Source organism: Clostridium estertheticum (assembly GCF_026650985.1).
In the GTDB taxonomy this organism is placed as follows: Bacteria; Bacillota; Clostridia; order Clostridiales; family Clostridiaceae; genus Clostridium_AD; species Clostridium_AD estertheticum_C.
This window is the reverse complement of record NZ_CP086239.1, coordinates 3,111,944-3,130,502: the sequence shown is the minus strand read 5'-3', so window position 1 is coordinate 3,130,502 and position 18,559 is coordinate 3,111,944. Positions and strand designations below refer to the sequence as shown.

General features: G+C 30.6%; 17 protein-coding genes and 1 pseudogene. 14 read left to right on the top strand and 4 right to left on the bottom strand.

Going from position 1 to position 18,559, the window contains the following annotated elements:
• Positions 1 to 69 precede the first annotated feature (69 nt).
• The 10 genes from LL038_RS15045 to LL038_RS15000 all read left to right on the top strand — a co-directional run bounded on the left by LL038_RS15045 (position 70) and on the right by LL038_RS15000 (position 10,817).
• On the top strand, positions 70 to 669 hold the full coding sequence (locus tag LL038_RS15045; RefSeq protein ID WP_171295962.1) for an AAA family ATPase: 600 nt from the start codon (positions 70 to 72) through the stop codon (positions 667 to 669).
• Between the two features lie 26 nt (positions 670 to 695).
• Positions 696 to 1,343, top strand: a complete 648-nt coding sequence (locus LL038_RS15040; protein ID WP_216124856.1) for a Bax inhibitor-1/YccA family protein — start codon at positions 696 to 698, stop codon at positions 1,341 to 1,343.
• 25 nt (positions 1,344 to 1,368) lie between these two features.
• On the top strand, positions 1,369 to 1,938 hold the full coding sequence (locus LL038_RS15035) for a DJ-1 family glyoxalase III (RefSeq protein ID WP_216124855.1): 570 nt from the start codon (positions 1,369 to 1,371) through the stop codon (positions 1,936 to 1,938).
• Between the two features lie 231 nt (positions 1,939 to 2,169).
• Positions 2,170 to 2,937, top strand: a complete 768-nt coding sequence (locus LL038_RS15030; RefSeq protein WP_216106605.1) for an ABC transporter ATP-binding protein — start codon at positions 2,170 to 2,172, stop codon at positions 2,935 to 2,937.
• Positions 2,924 to 4,945 carry an FtsX-like permease family protein gene (locus LL038_RS15025; RefSeq protein ID WP_216124854.1) on the top strand — a complete coding sequence of 674 codons (2,022 nt, stop codon included), beginning with the start codon at positions 2,924 to 2,926 and terminating at the stop codon, positions 4,943 to 4,945. Before LL038_RS15030 ends, LL038_RS15025 begins: the two co-directional genes overlap by 14 nt.
• A 14-nt stretch (positions 4,946 to 4,959) precedes the next feature.
• Complete coding sequence (locus LL038_RS15020) at positions 4,960 to 5,631, top strand: response regulator transcription factor (protein WP_216124853.1); 672 nt, start codon at positions 4,960 to 4,962, stop codon at positions 5,629 to 5,631.
• Positions 5,628 to 6,632: a sensor histidine kinase gene (locus LL038_RS15015; RefSeq protein ID WP_216124852.1), complete on the top strand. Its 1,005-nt coding sequence runs from the start codon at positions 5,628 to 5,630 to the stop codon at positions 6,630 to 6,632. Before LL038_RS15020 ends, LL038_RS15015 begins: the two co-directional genes overlap by 4 nt.
• Before the next feature lie 318 nt (positions 6,633 to 6,950).
• Positions 6,951 to 8,693 (top strand): ABC-F family ATP-binding cassette domain-containing protein, encoded by a 1,743-nt coding sequence (locus tag LL038_RS15010; protein ID WP_216124851.1) that lies wholly within the window; start codon positions 6,951 to 6,953, stop codon positions 8,691 to 8,693.
• 248 nt (positions 8,694 to 8,941) lie between these two features.
• The gene (locus LL038_RS15005; RefSeq protein ID WP_216124849.1) at positions 8,942 to 9,394 is read left to right on the top strand and encodes a MarR family winged helix-turn-helix transcriptional regulator; all 453 of its coding nucleotides are present in this window, start codon (positions 8,942 to 8,944) and stop codon (positions 9,392 to 9,394) included.
• Positions 9,381 to 10,817: an MFS transporter gene (locus LL038_RS15000; protein WP_253200290.1), complete on the top strand. Its 1,437-nt coding sequence runs from the start codon at positions 9,381 to 9,383 to the stop codon at positions 10,815 to 10,817. Before LL038_RS15005 ends, LL038_RS15000 begins: the two co-directional genes overlap by 14 nt.
• A gap of 99 nt (positions 10,818 to 10,916) precedes the next feature.
• Here the strand turns inward: LL038_RS15000 and LL038_RS14995 are convergent, their stop codons facing one another.
• Complete coding sequence (locus tag LL038_RS14995) at positions 10,917 to 11,357, bottom strand: hypothetical protein (protein WP_253200289.1); 441 nt, start codon at positions 11,355 to 11,357, stop codon at positions 10,917 to 10,919.
• A 237-nt stretch (positions 11,358 to 11,594) separates the two neighbouring features.
• Between LL038_RS14995 and LL038_RS14990 the strand changes: the two genes are divergently transcribed.
• Positions 11,595 to 11,744 carry a hypothetical protein gene (locus tag LL038_RS14990; protein WP_216124843.1) on the top strand — a complete coding sequence of 50 codons (150 nt, stop codon included), beginning with the start codon at positions 11,595 to 11,597 and terminating at the stop codon, positions 11,742 to 11,744.
• A gap of 386 nt (positions 11,745 to 12,130) precedes the next feature.
• Here the strand turns inward: LL038_RS14990 and LL038_RS14985 are convergent, their stop codons facing one another.
• Complete coding sequence (locus LL038_RS14985; protein WP_253200288.1) at positions 12,131 to 12,805, bottom strand: HAD family hydrolase; 675 nt, start codon at positions 12,803 to 12,805, stop codon at positions 12,131 to 12,133.
• Between the two features lie 311 nt (positions 12,806 to 13,116).
• Here LL038_RS14985 and LL038_RS14980 point away from each other — a divergent pair, with 311 nt between their 5' ends.
• Positions 13,117 to 15,204, top strand: a complete 2,088-nt coding sequence (locus tag LL038_RS14980) for a methyl-accepting chemotaxis protein (RefSeq protein ID WP_216124841.1) — start codon at positions 13,117 to 13,119, stop codon at positions 15,202 to 15,204.
• Between the two features lie 393 nt (positions 15,205 to 15,597).
• Here the strand turns inward: LL038_RS14980 and LL038_RS14975 are convergent, their stop codons facing one another.
• Complete coding sequence (locus tag LL038_RS14975; protein WP_216124839.1) at positions 15,598 to 16,692, bottom strand: NADH:flavin oxidoreductase; 1,095 nt, start codon at positions 16,690 to 16,692, stop codon at positions 15,598 to 15,600.
• Between the two features lie 209 nt (positions 16,693 to 16,901).
• Here LL038_RS14975 and LL038_RS14970 point away from each other — a divergent pair.
• A pseudogene (locus tag LL038_RS14970) lies at positions 16,902 to 16,985 on the top strand (flavodoxin family protein); the annotation flags it as partial.
• 191 nt (positions 16,986 to 17,176) lie between these two features.
• Positions 17,177 to 17,935, top strand: a complete 759-nt coding sequence (locus LL038_RS14965) for a hypothetical protein (RefSeq protein ID WP_216124837.1) — start codon at positions 17,177 to 17,179, stop codon at positions 17,933 to 17,935.
• Positions 17,936 to 17,992: 57 nt separating this feature from the next.
• On the opposite strand, the gene LL038_RS25725 is transcribed toward LL038_RS14965, so the two are convergent.
• A complete protein-coding gene (locus tag LL038_RS25725) occupies positions 17,993 to 18,340 on the bottom strand; it encodes an ice-binding family protein (protein WP_216124910.1) in 348 nt (115 codons plus the stop codon).
• Positions 18,341 to 18,559: the final 219 nt, after the last annotated feature.

Sequence of the window (18,559 nt, the reverse complement as noted above, 5' to 3'; positions counted from 1 at the left end):
AAAAGAGGTATAATAAATGTAAACATGAAAAGTTTCAGACTTAAATTTTTTGACTAGGAGAGGATTGTTGTGAAAAAACTGATTTTAGTAACATCACCACCAGCAAGTGGAAAAACTTATATCGCAAAAAAGCTTGCCGAGGCATTACGCCATGTTGTCTATCTTGATAAAGATACACTCATAAAATTATCAAAACAGATTTTCGTTGTAGCAGGTGAAGAATATAATAGAAGCTCAGATTTTTTTAATGAAAATATACGTGATTATGAATATGAAACAATAGTAGAGATCGCAATGGAAGCTTTGAATTATGATGATATTGTGCTAATTAATGCACCATTTACAAAAGAAATACGAGATTTAAATTATATAAAAAAGTTAAAGGTGGCATTAAAAGATAAGAACGCATCTTTAGTAATTATTTGGGTAGAAACTTCAATCGAAGTAACGAAGCAGAGAATGATTGAGAGAAATTCTGATAGGGATACATGGAAACTTGCGAATTGGAATGAATATGTAACAGGAATTAATTTTGATGTTCCTATTGCGTTGGATGATCCGTGTATAAAAGATGATTTACTAATCTTCAAAAACTCTTCCGATGAAGAATTCGAAGGTTCCTTAACGAAAACAATAGATATACTGGAAGAATCATCGGGTAGAAAATAAATATAGTAACAAAGGAGTATGTTAGTATGGAAAGTAATAGTTTGATAAAAAGCAGATCTACTTTTATAGGAAAGACTTTGTGCCTAATGGCAGTTGGATTACTAATAACATTTATAGTTGGTCTGTTTACGAGTAACTATATAATGAATGTATCTACAACAGTAATTTACGGGGCTATGATTCTTGAACTAGTCATGGTTATAACATTAGTTAAGAGAGTTGCTAAAATGTCTACAGCATCTGCAATATTTTGGTTTTTAGTTTATTCAGCTTTAAATGGTGTAACATTGAGTATAGTTTTTTTAACTGTAAACCAAGGTCAATTAATTACTGTGTTTGCTTTAACTTCATTAATGTTTTTAAGTAGTGGCATGGTAGGGATAACAACAAAAAAAGACTTAAGTGCAATAGGCCAATTTGCCATGATGTTTGTGATAGGTTTAATTTTACTTACTATTATGCAGATGTTTTTCGTTTCTTCCACATTCGATTTAGGCGTATGTCTCTTAGGTATAATAGTATTTGGGGCATTAACAGCATATGACATGCAGAAAATAAAGCGTATGCAAGCACAAAGTAATGATATGCATGGGGTTGTGCTTGCGGCATTAACTTTATATTTAGACTTTATAAATATATTTTTGTTTGTACTTAGGTTATTTAGTAGGAGATAATAATTAAAAGAAGGGGAGAGTTAAATTGAAAAAAGTTGCAGTTTTTTTAGCAGAAGGATTTGAAGAGGGTGAAGCATTATTTGTAGTTGATGTTTTAAGAAGGGCAGGATTTCAGTGTAATTTGATAAGTATCAATGAAGAAATGGTAAAAGGTTCTCATGGTATTGTGGTACTAGCGGATAAAATTATAAGTGATGAAATAAAAGAATACGATATGATTGTTTTACCTGGTGGATTACCTGGTGCAAAGAATTTAAGAGATGATGAAAGGGTTATTGAATTAGTAAAATATTTTGATAAAGTACCGGAAAAGTTTGTTGCAGCTATTTGCGCAGCACCGATGATTCTAGAAAAGGCAGGAATTATCAAGGGACGCACAGTAACATCATATCCTGGAGAGGAATATACTACATTGCTTAAAGATGCAAATTATGTTGAAGATATTGTTGTGGTAGATGATCACTTAATCACTAGCAGAGGACCAGCTTCTGTCCTACCATTTGCTTATACATTAGTAGATGTTTTAGGTGGTAATAGTAGTTTATTAAAACAAGAAATGCTTTATAATATGGTAAGAGAAAGTCAATTCGAGTAGATTAAATATACTTAAATTTAATAAAGTTTTTTTGTATTTATTGCCCTTTTGATGAAAATGCAATTCATTAAAAGGGTTTTTATATAATCGCAAGATGGGTTATATACTGAATAGTAACAATGTTGATTTCGGAATTGCAAGGTGGCATGGAGTAAAATGTAAGGTGAATCGATGGTAGAATATTTTTCAAAACACTATACTGACTATATCAATAAGAAAGAGGTGACCGATATGCCAGTATTAAAAGTAGAAAATTTGAAAAAGACTTATTCATCAAAGAATGGTGGAAACAGATCAAAAGCATTAAATGGCATTAGTTTTGAAGTAGAAAAAGGAGAATTTGTTGGAATCATGGGACCTTCAGGATCAGGAAAATCAACACTGCTAAATGTGATAGCAACAATTGATGAAGCAACTTCAGGAAGCGTGATAATTGGAAAACAGAATATTAACATGATGAATAGTGAAGAACTAGCAATTTTTCGAAGAGAAAAGCTAGGATTTATTTTTCAGGATTATAATTTGCTAGATACCATGACTCTTCGTGAGAATATAGCATTACCACTTGTACTTGCAAAAGAAAATCCAAAAATCATTGCTCAAAGAGTAGAAGTGATAGCAAGTGCATTAGGCATTGAAGAACTATTAGGAAAATATCCCTATGAGGTATCGGGAGGTCAGCGTCAGAGAGCGTCTGCAGCAAGAGCAATGATTAGTAATCCAGAATTGATATTAGCAGATGAACCAACAGGAGCATTAGATTCCAAATCATCTACAGAACTACTTCAATGTTTGACTGACATGAATGAGAGAAATGCAGTAACAATTCTTTTAGTTACACATGATGCGTTTACGGCAAGTTATTGTAAACGAATTTTATTTATAAAGGATGGAACTATTTTTACCGAAATAGATCGTGGTGGAAGCCGAAAAGAATTTTTTGATCAGATATTAAAAGTGCTTGCAATACTAGGAGGTGACAATCGTGAACTTCTTTAGTATGGCAGTTAAAAATATTCAAAGAAAATTAGATACTTATCTTACGTATTTTTTGAGTGCCGCTTTTGCTGTAACTATTTTCTTTATCTTTTGTTCCATTTATTATAATCCGGAATTTGCTGATTTTCATACGGGAGTAAGTAAAATAGGAATTATATTTAAAATTTCATCAGTAGTTGTTCTCTTATTTTCTGGTGTGTTTGTTTATTATGCAAATTCACTGTTTATCAAGTCTAGAAAAAAGGAAATTGCCATATATTCCTTGTTAGGTATGCGGAAAAAAGAAATTGGGCAGCTTTTGTTTTTAGAAACCTTACTAGTTGGAGTAGGTTCTATTATAAGTGGAATTTTACTAGGAAGTCTTTTTACAAGATTTTTTTCTATGATACTAAAAAAACTAATGCTAGGTGGAGCACCTGGAAATGATATTGCCTTTCATCTTACCTGGCAGCCAGTTGTTGTTAGTATTGTTGTTTTTTTGATACTCTTTATTTTAAATGCACTATACTCACTTAAAACCGTTTTTGGGAGTAAATTAATAGATTTGTTATCAGCAGAAAAGGAAGGAGAAACAGCACCTAAGTTTTCGGTTGTATTATCTGTATTATCAATATTAATGATTTTTGTTTCCTATTTGGTTTTTCTTAATTTTAATGGTGACGATGGAGCAATGAAATTAATTGGTCCAGCTATTTTTGCCTGTGTATTACTTGCAACTGGAACCTATCTATTATTTCAAAATATAGTAATATGGTTACTGTCAAAATGTAAAAAGAATATAAGGTTCTATTATAAAACAGGAAATTTCATTAGCACATCGCAGAATGTATATCGAATAAAAGCAAATTCAAATATTTTTTGTGTAATAGCTCTGTTAAGTGCATTTACTGTTACAGTTATGAGTGCAGCAATTTCGTTTTATTTAACATTGGGAAATTCTATGCCAATTTATGCACCATATTCATATTTATGTGAAAATCTAAATGAGGTGGCAACAAAGCAGGTACTGCAAACTGTTTCAGAAGATGATACGGTAAAATTACATGCAGTAACCGATCTGAATGTTCTTTCAACATCTGCATCACTAGAAGGTTATAAAGTAGATACCAATAATGCTTATGAGAAAACAACAACGCAGGTAGGGGAAGATCTTACAATCGATATTATTAAGTTCAGTGATTATAAAAAGGTGGTAGAAGATACAGAAGCAATAGAATCAAAAGGAAATAAAGGAGCCCTTTTTGTATCTGAATTAACTAAAGGTGAATGTCTTTTCTTAGATGGAAACTATGGACATGATTATAGTGAGCATATAACAGGTAACAATATTCAGGTCAAGACAGATGGTGGTATTACCGCTTTTAAAATTGTAGATGTATCTTTATTTAAATATATTGGAGCAGCACATGCGAGAACAACACTGGTTCTTGAGGATTCTGATTATGAGCGGTACTTTGCATTAAAGGATTCATATAAAATTTGCCATTATATTGGACTAAAGTTTGATAACCCGTTGGAAGTAAGTACTCTCTTTGATAAATTGAATACCATTGTAGCTACTAAAAATCACGATAAGTCTTATTTAGAATATCATCAGATACTTTTCAATATGTATGGTGCATATATCTTTATCGGTATGTTTTTGGGCATTTTGTTTTTGATGGCTGCAGGAAGTATTATATTTTACAAACAGCTTATGGAAGCACGAGATGATATGGGAAGATATGAGATTTTGAGAAAAATTGGAATGACAGAAAAAGAGATGTTAAAATCTGTACGAAGACAGATTGCAATTGTTTTTTTACTTCCATTTATGGTGGCTATGATGCATACAGTAGTTATATTAAAGACATATCAGAATATGGTGTATACATTAACCACAGATTCACCTATACTTGTATATGCACTTTTGGTTGTAGCAATATATTTTATAATATATGGTCTGTTTTACTTATTTTCAGTAAAAGGGTATATGAAAACGGTATGGAATAAGAGCACTGTTTCGTAATGGGGGAATGATGGATGTATAAAATCATGGTAGTGGAGGATGATTCTAATATTAGTAAAATAATATGTGAAAATCTTGAAAAACAAGGATTTCAGTGTCTTAGAATTGTTCAATTTGAAAATATAGTAGAAGAATTCATAAAGTTTAAACCGGAACTTATTCTGATGGATATTAATTTGCCAGGAAATGATGGGTTTTATTGGTGTGAGAAAATAAGGGCGCTTTCAAAAGCACCCCTTATTTTTATATCTGCCAGAAATTCAGATATGGATATTGTTGTAGCAACTAATATGGGTGGAGATGATTATCTTGTGAAACCATTTTCATTAGAAGTATTATTGGCTAAGGTCAAAGGAATGCTTAGAAGAACATATTCTTATAATGAAGGTGATACCAATATTCTGTCATTTGGAGAATTGATTTTTAATGCTGATAATGGAATGATTGCGTGTAAAGAGAAGATAGAGGAACTTACTCATAATGAAATGGGAATTCTTAAAATACTACTTAGAAATCAGGGGAAAATAGTAAGCAGAGAGAGAATCATGCGAACACTATGGAAGGACGAGAGATTTATTGATGACAATACATTAACGGTGAATATTACAAGACTTCGCAAGAAATTAAGTGCTATAGGATATGAAAATATAATAAAGACAATCCGAAATGAGGGATACATCATATGAAAGTCATAGATTATATAAAAGAAAAAAAGGAACTTTTTATTTTAGGTATCCTATTTGCTATATTTCCAGGAATGATAATGGGACTTTCAGAAGAGAGCGCATTTTTATCAACGAATGGTCTCTATTGTATTGTAGTAATGATATTTATTTTTGTTATATACATAATTGTGGATTATTTAAGGTTAAATAGATATTGCAAACGACTTTCGCAGTTGAGTGGTAATGATGGTTTAGATTTTATTGTTTCATTACCAAATCCAACATCCTATGAACAAAAATTGTATACCAAGCTGATGATACAGTTAAAAAGAAATGCTGAAAAGATGATGGAAGCATTTGAAGACAACAAGCTGGAAGATATTGAATTTATCGAAACCTGGGTTCATGAGATTAAGACGCCAATTGCTGCAACTAAATTGATCATTGAGAATAGCCTAGATAATCCAACAGAAAAGGTATTGTATATTATTTCAGATGAAATTATAAAAATTGAAGATATGGTCCAGAAAACAATTTGTTATAGTCAGTTGAATGATTTTTCAAGAGATTGCCAGATTAGTAATGTGAATTTACAGAAGGTTGTAAATAAGTGCTTACAAAATGAATATTCGAATATCAATAATAAGTATCTTGAACTGGATATTAGAACTCTGGATTTTGAAGTGAATAGTGATGAAAAATGGCTTTATTTTATTATAAAACAGATTTTAGATAATGCAGTGAAATACTCTAAGGAAAAAGGAATTATTCAGATTTATGGAATAAACGATTTACACAACCAAAAATTGCTTATTGAAGATTCGGGTATTGGTATTCGAGAAGAAGATATCAGACGTATTTTTCAAAAAGGATACACTGGGTTAAACGGACGAAAAAAAACAGTATCTACAGGAGTGGGTCTATATTTGAGTTATAAACTGGCAAGAAAGTTAGGACATGATATTCATGTCTCATCGGTTCTAAAACAAGGGACAAAGGTGGAACTTATATTACAAGAATAGCAGAAATGTGTATATATTGAAAAGTATATTTTAAATATATTTGGGTAGAAACTTCAATAGAAGTAACACAGCAGAGAATGATTGAGAGAAGTTCTGATAGGTATACATGGAAACTTGTGCATTAGAATGAATATATTGCAGGAATGTATGTTGAAGATATGATTGAACTTAACACTAAAAAGTGTTATGCTATCTATGGTAAACTAAGTAGAATATCTCTACTAGATAAAATTCAAGTATAAAATTACAATTGAGAAGAAAATACATTGAAGAGCTTATTTAATAGGCTCTTTTTTAGTGATAAAGAGAGGTAATAATATGATAAAAGTTGATAACTTGTCCTACTCATTTCCACAAAAGGATCTATATAAGAACATTTCATTTACATTAGAAGATGGTCAACATTGTGCTTTTATAGGAACAAACGGTTGCGGAAAAAGTACACTTATAGATATAATTATGGATCCAGAAAAATATATGTTCGATGGAAAGCTCGAGATGGACCCAGATTGTAGAATAGGGTATGTAAGTCAATTCTCACAACTTGGCGAAACAAAAGAAATTACAGTTTTCGAATATATTGGAGAAAAATTTATTAAACTGCAAAATGAAATAACATCTATTTGCAGCGAAATGGAAACATCTTCAGATATTGAACCTTTACTAGAAAAGTATCAACAAACTTTAGATGCATTTGGTGCAATTAATGGGGATGATTTCGAAAACAATATTAATAAAAACCTAAATCTTGCAAACTTAATGAAGTATAAAGATTTAATGATATCTGAACTTAGTGGTGGGGAATTTAAGCTTATTCAAGTAATTAAGGAAATGCTAAATAGTCCAGAATTAATGATTATGGATGAACCTGATGTGTTTTTAGACTTTGGAAATCTTAATTCCCTTAAAGATTTAATTAATTCACACAAAGGAACAATGTTAATTATTACGCACAACAGATATCTATTGAATCATTGTTTTAACAAAATTCTGCATCTTGAAAATATGGAGCTCCAAGAGTTTGATGGAAGCTATATTGAGTATAACTTCTCTTTACTCCAAACGAAAATTGAACTGCAAGAACTAGCTACTTCTGATGAGGAAGAATTTTGGAGAAACGAGATGTTGATAAAAAAACTAAGATATCTCGCAACTGAGCATACTGAAGCTGCTAGAGGAAAATCTCTAAATGCTAGAGTTAAAATCCAAGAAAGATTAGAAAAACGTAGAATTAAAGCGCCATTTGTAGATATTAAAGAGCCAAATATCAGTTTTGTTACAGATAATGAAATGGAAGAAACCATTGCTTTAAAAGTTAATGATTACACTGTTAGCTTTGATGATATGCTTCTAGAAAATGTTAACTTTGAGATTAAATCTACTGATAAAGTAGCTCTTGTTGGATTAAATGGCACCGGTAAAACGACTTTAGTTCAAGAAATCTTTAAAAATAATAATGATTCTATTGAGATAAACGAGCAGGTTGAAGTGGCTTATTTATCTCAACTTCAAGGCAAAACATTAAATGAGTCTAATACTATACTTGAAGAATTCTTTGATGTTGGTTTCAAAACTTATGAAGAGATTAAGTCATATATTTCTGGTTATGGTTTTGAAGAAGAAATCATTAATCAAAAGATAGGGTCTTTATCTGGCGGAGAAAAAAATATGCTTCAACTGGCTAAAATTTCTGCTAGTAATGCAAATTTGTTGATTCTTGATGAACCGACAAGTCATTTAGACACCTATTCACAAATAGCACTAGAAAAAGCCATAGAAGATTATAAAGGTGCGATTTTAATGATTTCTCATGATTTTTATACTATAGTAAATTGTATGGATTTTGTTTTAATCATTGAAGATAAGACAATTAGAAAAATGAGTATGCGAAAGTTTAGAAAGATGATTTATGCTAGTTATTTTGACAAAGACTATTTAGAAATTGAACAAAAGAAAAAATTAGTTGAAACAAAAATAGCATTGGCTTTAAAAGCGACTGATATTGAGCTTGCAAAAGTTTTATCTGAGGAGTTAGAAGGGCTGATTAAGTTACTAGGGTAGAAATTAATATTGTAGCTCCGCAGGAGATGATTTAATGAAATTTATGACCGTATTGGAAAAATCCAGTACGGTCTATTTATGTTATATGGAAACTATGATTATGGTTGGAGAGTCGTAAAACAAATGTCTTTTTTAAAAAAATAAATTAAGTGATGAAAGAAAAAATAAAGATAACAAACTAGTTGATATGTATACTGTTGACGTATCAACTAGTTTGAGATATAATATATTTAAAGGAAGGTGTATTTATGAATTATGATTTACATAGAACAGTTGGTTTTTTTATTAATAGAACTCATGCAATGATGAAAAATAATTTGAAAAAATTATTTAAGCAACATGATATAACTCATGAACAGTGGATTATATTAAGTTGTTTAAAGGATAATGACGGATGTATTCAAAAGGAATTAGCTGAAAAAATTGATAAAGATAAAGCAGCTATAACAAGATTGGTAGATGCATTAGAAAAAAGGAAACTAATCAAACGTGAGTGTAATGCTAATGATAGAAGAGTATTTTTAGTATACCTTACTGAAGAAGGTCGAAACATACAAGAAAAACTAGCTCCATTATCGGAAGTATCTTCTAATCAGGCATTAAAAGGATTAAGTGAAGAAGAAACTAAGCAGCTAAAATTGTTATTAATTAAAATATTATCAAATTTACATGAGGGAGAGGGTAAAAATGGAGATAGATAAATCACAACATAAAAAGATTTTAATAACTGTTGGAGTAGCTACATTTATGTCGGCTTTAGACGCTAGTATTATAAATGTCGCACTTCCACAGATACAAACTTATTTTAATCAACCAATGGCTACAATCGAATGGATTGTATTGTCCTATTTACTAGTAATAAGCAGTCTTTTATTAACTTACGGAAAACTTGGAGATATGTATGGCCATAAAAAAATGCAGCTTTTAGGTTTTGTGATTTTTACGGTTTCTTCATTTATATGTGGTATTTCACCAAATATAGTTACTTTGATTATTGCACGTGGGGTTCAGGCTATAGGTGCTGGTATGCTTATGTCTATGGGACCAGCTATTATTACTGATGTTACTTGCGTAAAAGATAGAGGTAAAGCACTTGGAATTAATGCTGTAGCTATATCTATTGCATTGACTTCAGGACCTATACTCGGAGGGATTTTAACTTCCGTTTTAGGTTGGCAAAGTATATTTTTCGTAAATGTTCCTATAGGAATAATTGGATATATAATGTGTAATAAATTTATACCTGATATGTCAAAAAAATCTAATGAGAAATTCGACATATTAGGAGCCGTTTTAGTATTTCTAGCATTGGTATCGCTATTAATACCATTAAGCATTGGTAATGAAGTAGGTTGGACTAATTCTCTTGTAATTTTTTTGATATTATTTTCTATTATATTATTTGCAATGTTTATAGTTACAGAGATGAAATCTAAGAATCCAATGTTAGTATTAAGTTTATTTAGAAACAGGGAGTTTACACTTTCTAATATTGCATTACTTGTAAGTTTTGCAGCACAGTTTTTTATCAATATTCTAATGCCATTTTATTTTCAGCAATTGAGATCTATGTCTCCAGCAAAGACTGGTTTTATGTTAATTCCAATACCACTTGCATCTTTAATTGTGACACCGATAAGTGGTATTTTGTGTGATAAAATTGATTCTAAAAAATTGTGTTTTATAGGTATGTCAATTTCTACTGTAGGAATAGTTTTATTAAGTTTTTTTAATTATAATTCTTCTACAATGCAAATTGTAATTTGCTTTTTAATTATAGGTGCGGGTTTCGGTTTATTCCAAACGCCTAATACCTATACAATAATGAATAGTGTGTCAAAAAAAATGAGTGGTACGGCATCAAGTGTGCAGGCAACAATGAGAAACATTGGAATGGTGCTCGGTGTAGCCGCTGTTAACTCTATATTTATATCACAACAAAATCACTTTAATATAACACTTAAATTGCAAGGATTAACTGGTAATGCACTTAGTGTTCAGTCGTTTACTGGAGCGTTCCACGTTACCTATATAATTGCGACTATAATTGCGGCGGCTTCAGCTATAGTTTCACTAAGAAGCTGTTATGAAAAAAAGAAAGAAAAAATTGAAAAGGTAGCTTAATATAAAACAGAGAATAAATGAAAAAAAGAAAGTAATAAAAACTCGATTCTTACATATTTAAAGAATCGAGTTTTTATTATGTGAAATATTAGAAGCTTTTTATTTAAACTGAAAGTTATCATAATGAAAATCTATAATATTCAATTGGCTTTTTTTTAACTGTTTCTTTAAGATTTCTCTCATAGGTTTAGGTCCACAAAAATACACATCCACTGGATCTGTCTTATTAACATATTTAATTATTTTTTCACCAGATAAAAAGCCTTCTTCTTTTGAATTTAATAAATGCACTCTTAAATTATTTCTCTTAGGCAACTTCATTATCTCTTCTATATAAGCACCTTCCTCTTTATTATTGAAAGCGTAAAAGAAATCAATAGAGTAATCCTCTGGTATATCAGATTGATAAAAGCTCCTAAAAGGAGTTATTCCAATTCCACCAGCAATCCATATTTGTTTCTTACTACCTGTTATATAATTAAATTTTCCATGAGGTCCCGATACTAAAAACTCATGGCCTACTTTAAGGGTATCCAGCAATTTATCAAAAATATTTTGAGATATCTATTATCAATTGATAATAAAATCTATTTTGTTTCATTTTTTTCTAGACTTACAGCGACTGATAAACATGTCTAAAAATACGTCAAAATTTACTGAGATAGTACTGATTGTACCATTAGCAATTATAGTATACTGATCATTGATATACTCTAGATTTAGAGTTATAGTTATAGTGTTAATTAAAATAATATTAAAAAAGGGAGAGGATTATTAATGACAAACAAAAAACTAACACCAGAGGAAATATCAAAAACAGAAAATGATAAACTTGAAAAAGCAAAAAAAGACGCGAATTATGTACCAGCGCCATCCGATTCAGAGTTTGATATTTGTGGACCTTTACATTGTGATAAAGAACTATAAACCATATTAGCAATCTCCCTACCTTAAAGTTAATTAAGGTAGGGAGATTGCTTTTTCTTATATCATATTCAACATAAGTCATTATGTTGGTTGTTTATCATGTCGATTTGAATGTTACATTCGTATCCAGAACTAACTCCAGGAGTTGCAGCAGGAAGATCTATGACATTTGGTCGCCATGTAGGTAAATATCTAGCAGATTTATAGTCATATTTATTAAAAATTTTTCAAGAAGGGGTCTCGTCAACATTTCTCTGAATTACACCAACAACAAATATTGACGAGTTATCTTATTATATATTAAGCTTCTTAAATTGCATTTCTCAAACGGTACAGTGATATCAAAAGAATATTCACCGTAAAACCAATAAATGTAAAAACAATTATTAACTTAATTTAATATAATCCACTTCTTTAAAGCTGTTTATCACTAAATCTGCCATGGAAATGTCTTGACTTCCTGCAGCACCGCTATTAATTCCTACACACTTCATACCTGCTTTTTTAGCAGCACGAACCCCGTTATGAGAATCCTCAATAACTATACAATTTTCCGGGCTTACACCAAGCTTCTCTGAAGCAAAAAGAAATATATCTGGTTCAGGCTTACTTCTCTGTACATAGTCACCGGTAACAAAAACTTCAAAGTATTCTTCTATTTGAAATTTACTTGCAATAGCCATAATTACATTTAGTGGAGAGGATGACGCAATGGCTAGCTTTATTCCATTCTCATGAAAGTCTTTAATTAGCTCTTTCACCCCATCAATAAGAGTTATTTCGCATTCATCTGAATTAAGGTATTTAAAATACTTACTTCGATCATATTCAATTAACTCATCAAGTGTTTGATTAAGCTTATATTTATTTTTTAGAGCTTCCCACATATAGTGAGAAGTTGCGCCTACAAAAGAGTGATGCTCATCGTTTGTAACCTCTATGCCTAATTTTTTATAAGTCTCATTTTCCAGCCTCATATGTGCTGGTTCACTATCAATAATTACTCCATCCATATCAAATATAACAGCTTTTAGCATAAAATCACCCTGGTTTTTATCCAAACTTATCATCTCCCTATAACTATAGCATTTGAAATAATATATATTCTATACTAGCAAAATATATTACTCACACTTTTATTTCACTCATTTCTTTTTTTTATAAATCTATAGGGTTTGCATACCACAGTGTTCCACATCAAATGATAGATATTTTATTTAGATAATTCGCTCGTTCTAGGAGTGAATATGTTTACATTTTTTTAGATGATTTTATTTGTAAATATTTCTTAGATTAACCCGATATTATAATATAGTGTATTTTATTAAACTATAAAAAAAACAAAAGAAAATATTTTAAGGAGGAAACTTTGTTGAAAAAGAAAATTAGCACTAAAATAGTTATTGCTATAGTGAGTTGTTCAATTTTAGTATCAACGCTTGTGGGAATTGCAAGTATTGTTAAATCTACAAGTATAATTAAGAAGGAAGCCACAGAGAACTTATTAAATATAGCTTCTAGTAGAGGAAATGAATACACAGTACATACTACGAAGGTGGAAAACACTGTAAAGGAATTATCTGGACTAGTAATAGGCACAATAGACGTATCTAAGGTTAAAGACAAAAATTATATGAATGCGTATGAAAACCAGTTAAGTCCTTTAATAAATAATTTAGGTGTTAGTAATACTGGAATTGTAGGGTTATATATGAATTTTGATCCTAAATTCACAGATGGAAGTAAGGCTTACGATGTGGCTTATTACTATGATGAACAAAAGAAAGAGGGTAATGTTAACAACAATTCATATTTATTAAAGGATTATAAGGAAAGTAATAAAAATTTAAATTGGTATTATAGCGCAACTAAAGCTAAACAAGGGGTATGGTCAAAACCTTATATAGACCCAGCCAGTAATAACGTAAACATGATATCATATACATTACCTGTATATGATAATAATAAATTAGTTGGAGTTGCAGGTATGGATATTTCCTTTGAAAGTTTGAAAAAGATAATTTTAAATACAAAGATATGTGATACAGGTTCTGCATTTTTGCTAGATAAAGATTACAGTTTTGTAGTTGATACGGACCAAAAATCAACGGATAAATTAGACACTTTAGAAGATGGAAAATATAAATTTATAACCGATGAATTAAGTAATAAAAAATCTATGGTGCTCGAGACAAACTTTGAGGGGCATAAGCAGATGATGAGTTATTATACGTTGAATAATAGTCAGATTATGGGAGTAAAAGTGCCGAGTTCAGAAGTGTTCAAAACTTTAAATGATTCAATATATATTATTCTTTTAATTATCACTATAGGAATTATACTTTCATTAATTATTGCATTAATTATTGGCAGAAGAATATCTAGACCAATAGAAGTTGCAACAGGTTTTATTGGTAGATTAGCTGAGCTGGATTTAACTTATAATGACAATAATCAAATGATGTCAAGCAAGGATGAAATAGGTATTATGGGAAACAGTTTAATAAAATTAAGGGAAGAATTAATAAAAGTTGTTGGAGAATTAATAAAGGATTCCGCTGAGGTATTAGCATCTTCAAATGATATTTCTGCTACAACAAAAAAAATATCATCAAAAATGGAGCTTATCAATGAATCGGTAAAGCAAGTATCTTTAGGTGCAGAACAGTTAAGTGCCACTACGCAGGAAGTAAATGCAACCACAGAAAGTATAGCACAGAATGTGGCTAATGTTACTGGACGTGCAAATGAGGGAACTGAGATTTCAAATAATATAGAAGTAAAAGCTAAGCAAGTTAGAATAACTGCCGAAAATAGCTCTAGTACCACAAATAAATTATATTTAGAGAAGCAAGAAAACATATTAAAAGCAATTAAAGATGGTAGTGTTGTTAGTGAAGTTAAGATAATGGCTACGGAAATAGGGGATATTGCAAGTCAAACAAATCTTCTTGCACTTAATGCAGCTATTGAAGCAGCAAGAGCAGGAGAACAAGGTAAGGGCTTTGCCGTAGTTGCTGACGAAGTTAGAAAATTAGCTGAGGCGTCAGAGGCTACAGTTAAAAAGATTCAGGAGGTAACTGAAAAAGTTGAAAATGCATTCCAAAATCTTACCAGCAACGCTCAGGATGTATTATGCTTTATTGATACTAAGGTTAAACCTGATTATGATCTATTTGTAGATACAAGTAAGCAATACGGCTCAGATGCCGTAAAAACCAATATGATATCTGCGGATATTGGAGCTTCAATGAATATAGTAAATGAAACTATATCAGAGATTAGAGATGCAATTGAAAATATATCGGCTACAGCTGAGGAATCGGTTGCTAGCTCCGAGGAAATATCAGCAACCGTTAATGAATCTGTTATGGCAGTCCAAAAAATATCAAAATCTTCTCAAAATCAAGCCATATTAGCAGATAAGCTAAATAATATAGTTCAAAAATTTAAGCTATGAAATAAATATTAAAAACCTGCCTAGAAATAAGTGTTATTGGGTATCTTAATAACTATAAGATCCTAACATAAAAGGCTGTACTCATTAGGAGTACAGCCTTTTATGTATTAGGGTTGTTCAATAATTAAAGTCAAGTCATATATCAAAGGGGGCTCCTTTAATATAATTATTATATCAATTGAATGTTAATATTTTATACCAAAATAAATAACAAATTGTAAATACTTTGTATTTAAATAAACACTAAAGGTTCGTACATTATTTTTTTCATTAGGCAATTTTCTCAAACATTAACATCTAATGCAATAAAGTTTGTCTGGATTAATGGGAAAAAATATGAATATGACATTACGAGAGGTTGTTTTATGATAAATAATTATTTTATTATCTTATTTATCTATTAAAAATACAAGAATTTGGTATCTCATCCCAACATTTATTACAGGAAATACATTTAGGCTTATAATCCTTGTTATCACTCCATTTATTAATTAAATCTGGCTCACAAAGTAAAGTTCTAGATAATGAGAAATATTGAATTTGGGTAGTATTTAAAATTTCATTCATTAAATCCATATTTCTATTTCCTCCAACTAGAATTACCTTGGCGTTTACAACACTTGCAATATTCATTACAGCTTCTTTAAAATATGATTGCTTATCTACAGTATTAATTCCTTTTAAAAATGGAACTTTACCTTCTCCAGAAGATAGGTTAACTGCACTAGGTTCAATCATATCTATTCCTAGTTTATCAATTCTTTTAAAAACTTCTATAGATTCCTCTTTGCTAAGGCCTTGATTTTTATCCATAAAGTCATCAAAATTAATTTTTATCATAATTGGATAATCTTTGCCAACCCTTCTTCTTATTTCCTCTATTACTTCATAAATTATTCTTGCTCTGTTATGTATATCTCCACCATATTCATCGGTTCTTCTATTATAATAAGGTGTTAAAAATTGGCTTAATAAATATCCATGGGCTGCATGAATTTCTACGGCATCAAAGCCAGCTTTTTTTACTCTCACCGCCGCATCACCAAATTTTGCAACAATCATTTTTATATCCGCTTTTGTAGCTTCCTTTGGTGTAATTCCACTTACTATATTTTTTATAGCTGAAGGTCCGTATATGTTCATTTCACTGGCATTTGGATGCTCAGTTTGAGACCCTCCATATACTATTTGCATTGCAATCTTAGTTTCATATTTATGTACTTTATCTACTAAAATCTTATATTCTTCAATAAAAGAATCATCATAAATTCCAGACATGCCAGGGTTAGGTTTCTCATCCTTTGATATAAATGCATACCCGGTTAGTATTAATCCAACCCCGCCCTTTGCTAAATACTCATATCGCTGAATAAATGCGTTATTTATATGACCATCATCTTCCGCCATCTCATCCCAAGTAGCAGCTCTAATAAATCTGTTTTTAACCTCTATATTATTAATGGTCGTTTTCTCAAATAAATTTTTCATATTAATCCTCCTTATTTACTACATTAAACTGTATTATAGGTTCTTAATAATTATTTTACTTTGCAAAGCATCTTCACATGTATTATATAATTAGTAGGACATTAATGATAGTATGCACTTTAATGTAAGGTACTATCTAAAAGGAGACTAATGCTATGGAGTTATATTCTTATAAGTCACGTGCATTCAACTCAATTCTCAATATATGTTATGATTTGAAATACAGTGGATGCATAAGTTGTTTTGCTTGCAAAAAAGATGGTGAGTATGGAAATTGTGCAATAAAAGATGATTTTGCATATAGTAGTTATTCAAGCTTAACTGATTTTTTTGTAATTAGAGGATTTTACACTATTGTGTAGAATTATAACTAAAAGGAAGTGATGGTTATGTCAAAACTTAAACCTGGCAATCTTGCTTCTACTGGTGGAACATATCATTTTATAAAATATTATCATATTTTACATATTACAGGGGGATGTCAATGGAAAATATATTTAAACACATACCAGGTTTTAGAACAAATACAAAATGGAAGAAGATAGTTGCATCAATATATTATTTGTCTTGTATAATCTCGTTATTTTCTGGAATTAGTGCATTTCTAATAATAACATCTTTACCATTTATATTATTCGGACTTGTAGATTTAATAAAATATAGAAACAAAGCAGTAATACTAACACTTATAGGAAGTATATTAATATTTAGTATTGGAATGAAACTAGATAATACATATCCTACAAGCACAAGTACAAATACAACCGTAGCTGCATCAAAAAAAGCTGCGGTCGACAAAATATTACCAGTCAAACATGTAAAAACTGCAACAGAGATAACCGCAGATGCAAAAGCTAAAAAAATATCAGATGCTAGGATTGCTTCTATTGCTAAGGCTAAACAGGCTGCAAAGATTGCACAAGACAACAAAATTGTTGCTGACGCTAGAATTGCGGCTAATGTTAAAGCTAAGCAGGTGGCTCAAGAAAATAAAATTGCGGCTGACGCTAAGAGTGCAGAAACTGCTAAAGCTGCACAAGTACAACAAGTTGCACAGTCACAATCTAATACAGCTACTCAACAATCAGCAAGTGAAAATAACAGTCAAATGGTTTATATAACTAAAACCGGGAAAAAATATCATAGTGCAGGATGTAGATACTTACGTAGAAGTGAGATCTCTATTAAAAAATCCGAAGCAATAAATGAAGGTTATACCGCATGTAGTGTATGTAATCCATAGAAAAGCTGAACTCTTTAGCAAGGCTACAGTGTTAGTTGCTAAACATAATAGGTTAAATTAATTATATAATTGAAAATAAATATTGTAAATTAAAAGTAAGCTCTGGGATAATCTCAGAGTTTTATTATTTAGCTTATTTTTACCAATAGTGCCACTCGCTTGGGTAATTCCTTTAGCTACTTGGAAAATGAAAACATCATTTGGTCCACCACTTAGAGTGACATCAGAATTTATTGAAACACCGATTCCCCACTTGTAAACCCCTGGTGTAAGTGTCTGTCCACTAATGTCTCCAGTATACAGTTCGTTATAATTTGAAGCTCTTCCAGCAGCATCAGTGTACGCTGTTTCCAGGTCACTAACAGCTGTAGTAAGATTATTTGAAGTTGGAGAGGCATAACATATTTGACTAAATGTCTTGAGGTATTTTTAGAAATTTAAAAGGATTTTAGTTCGATTTATAAATCAATGTAAATATAAAAATAGGTTGGTTCACTATCAATAATTACTCAATCCATGTTAAATATAACTATTTTTGTCATAAAATCACACAGGTTTTTATCCAAACCTGTTCATTTAACATTTTTTCTATAATGATATTAAGTGAAAAGTCTGATATGATAG

Bases quoted from the DNA above. Each gene is read 5' to 3' on its own strand.
- LL038_RS15000 (WP_253200290.1), top strand. From the start codon at position 9,381: ATGGAGATAGATAAATCACAACATAAAAAGATTTTAATAACTGTTGGA.
- LL038_RS14975 (WP_216124839.1), bottom strand. From the start codon at position 16,692: ATGAAAAATTTATTTGAGAAAACGACCATTAATAATATAGAGGTTAAA.
- LL038_RS15030 (WP_216106605.1), top strand. From the start codon at position 2,170: ATGCCAGTATTAAAAGTAGAAAATTTGAAAAAGACTTATTCATCAAAG.
- LL038_RS15020 (WP_216124853.1), top strand. From the start codon at position 4,960: ATGTATAAAATCATGGTAGTGGAGGATGATTCTAATATTAGTAAAATA.
- LL038_RS15040 (WP_216124856.1), top strand. From the start codon at position 696: ATGGAAAGTAATAGTTTGATAAAAAGCAGATCTACTTTTATAGGAAAG.
- LL038_RS15005 (WP_216124849.1), top strand. From the start codon at position 8,942: ATGAATTATGATTTACATAGAACAGTTGGTTTTTTTATTAATAGAACT.
- LL038_RS15015 (WP_216124852.1), top strand. From the start codon at position 5,628: ATGAAAGTCATAGATTATATAAAAGAAAAAAAGGAACTTTTTATTTTA.
- LL038_RS15010 (WP_216124851.1), top strand. From the start codon at position 6,951: ATGATAAAAGTTGATAACTTGTCCTACTCATTTCCACAAAAGGATCTA.
- LL038_RS14990 (WP_216124843.1), top strand. From the start codon at position 11,595: ATGACAAACAAAAAACTAACACCAGAGGAAATATCAAAAACAGAAAAT.
- LL038_RS14965 (WP_216124837.1), top strand. From the start codon at position 17,177: ATGGAAAATATATTTAAACACATACCAGGTTTTAGAACAAATACAAAA.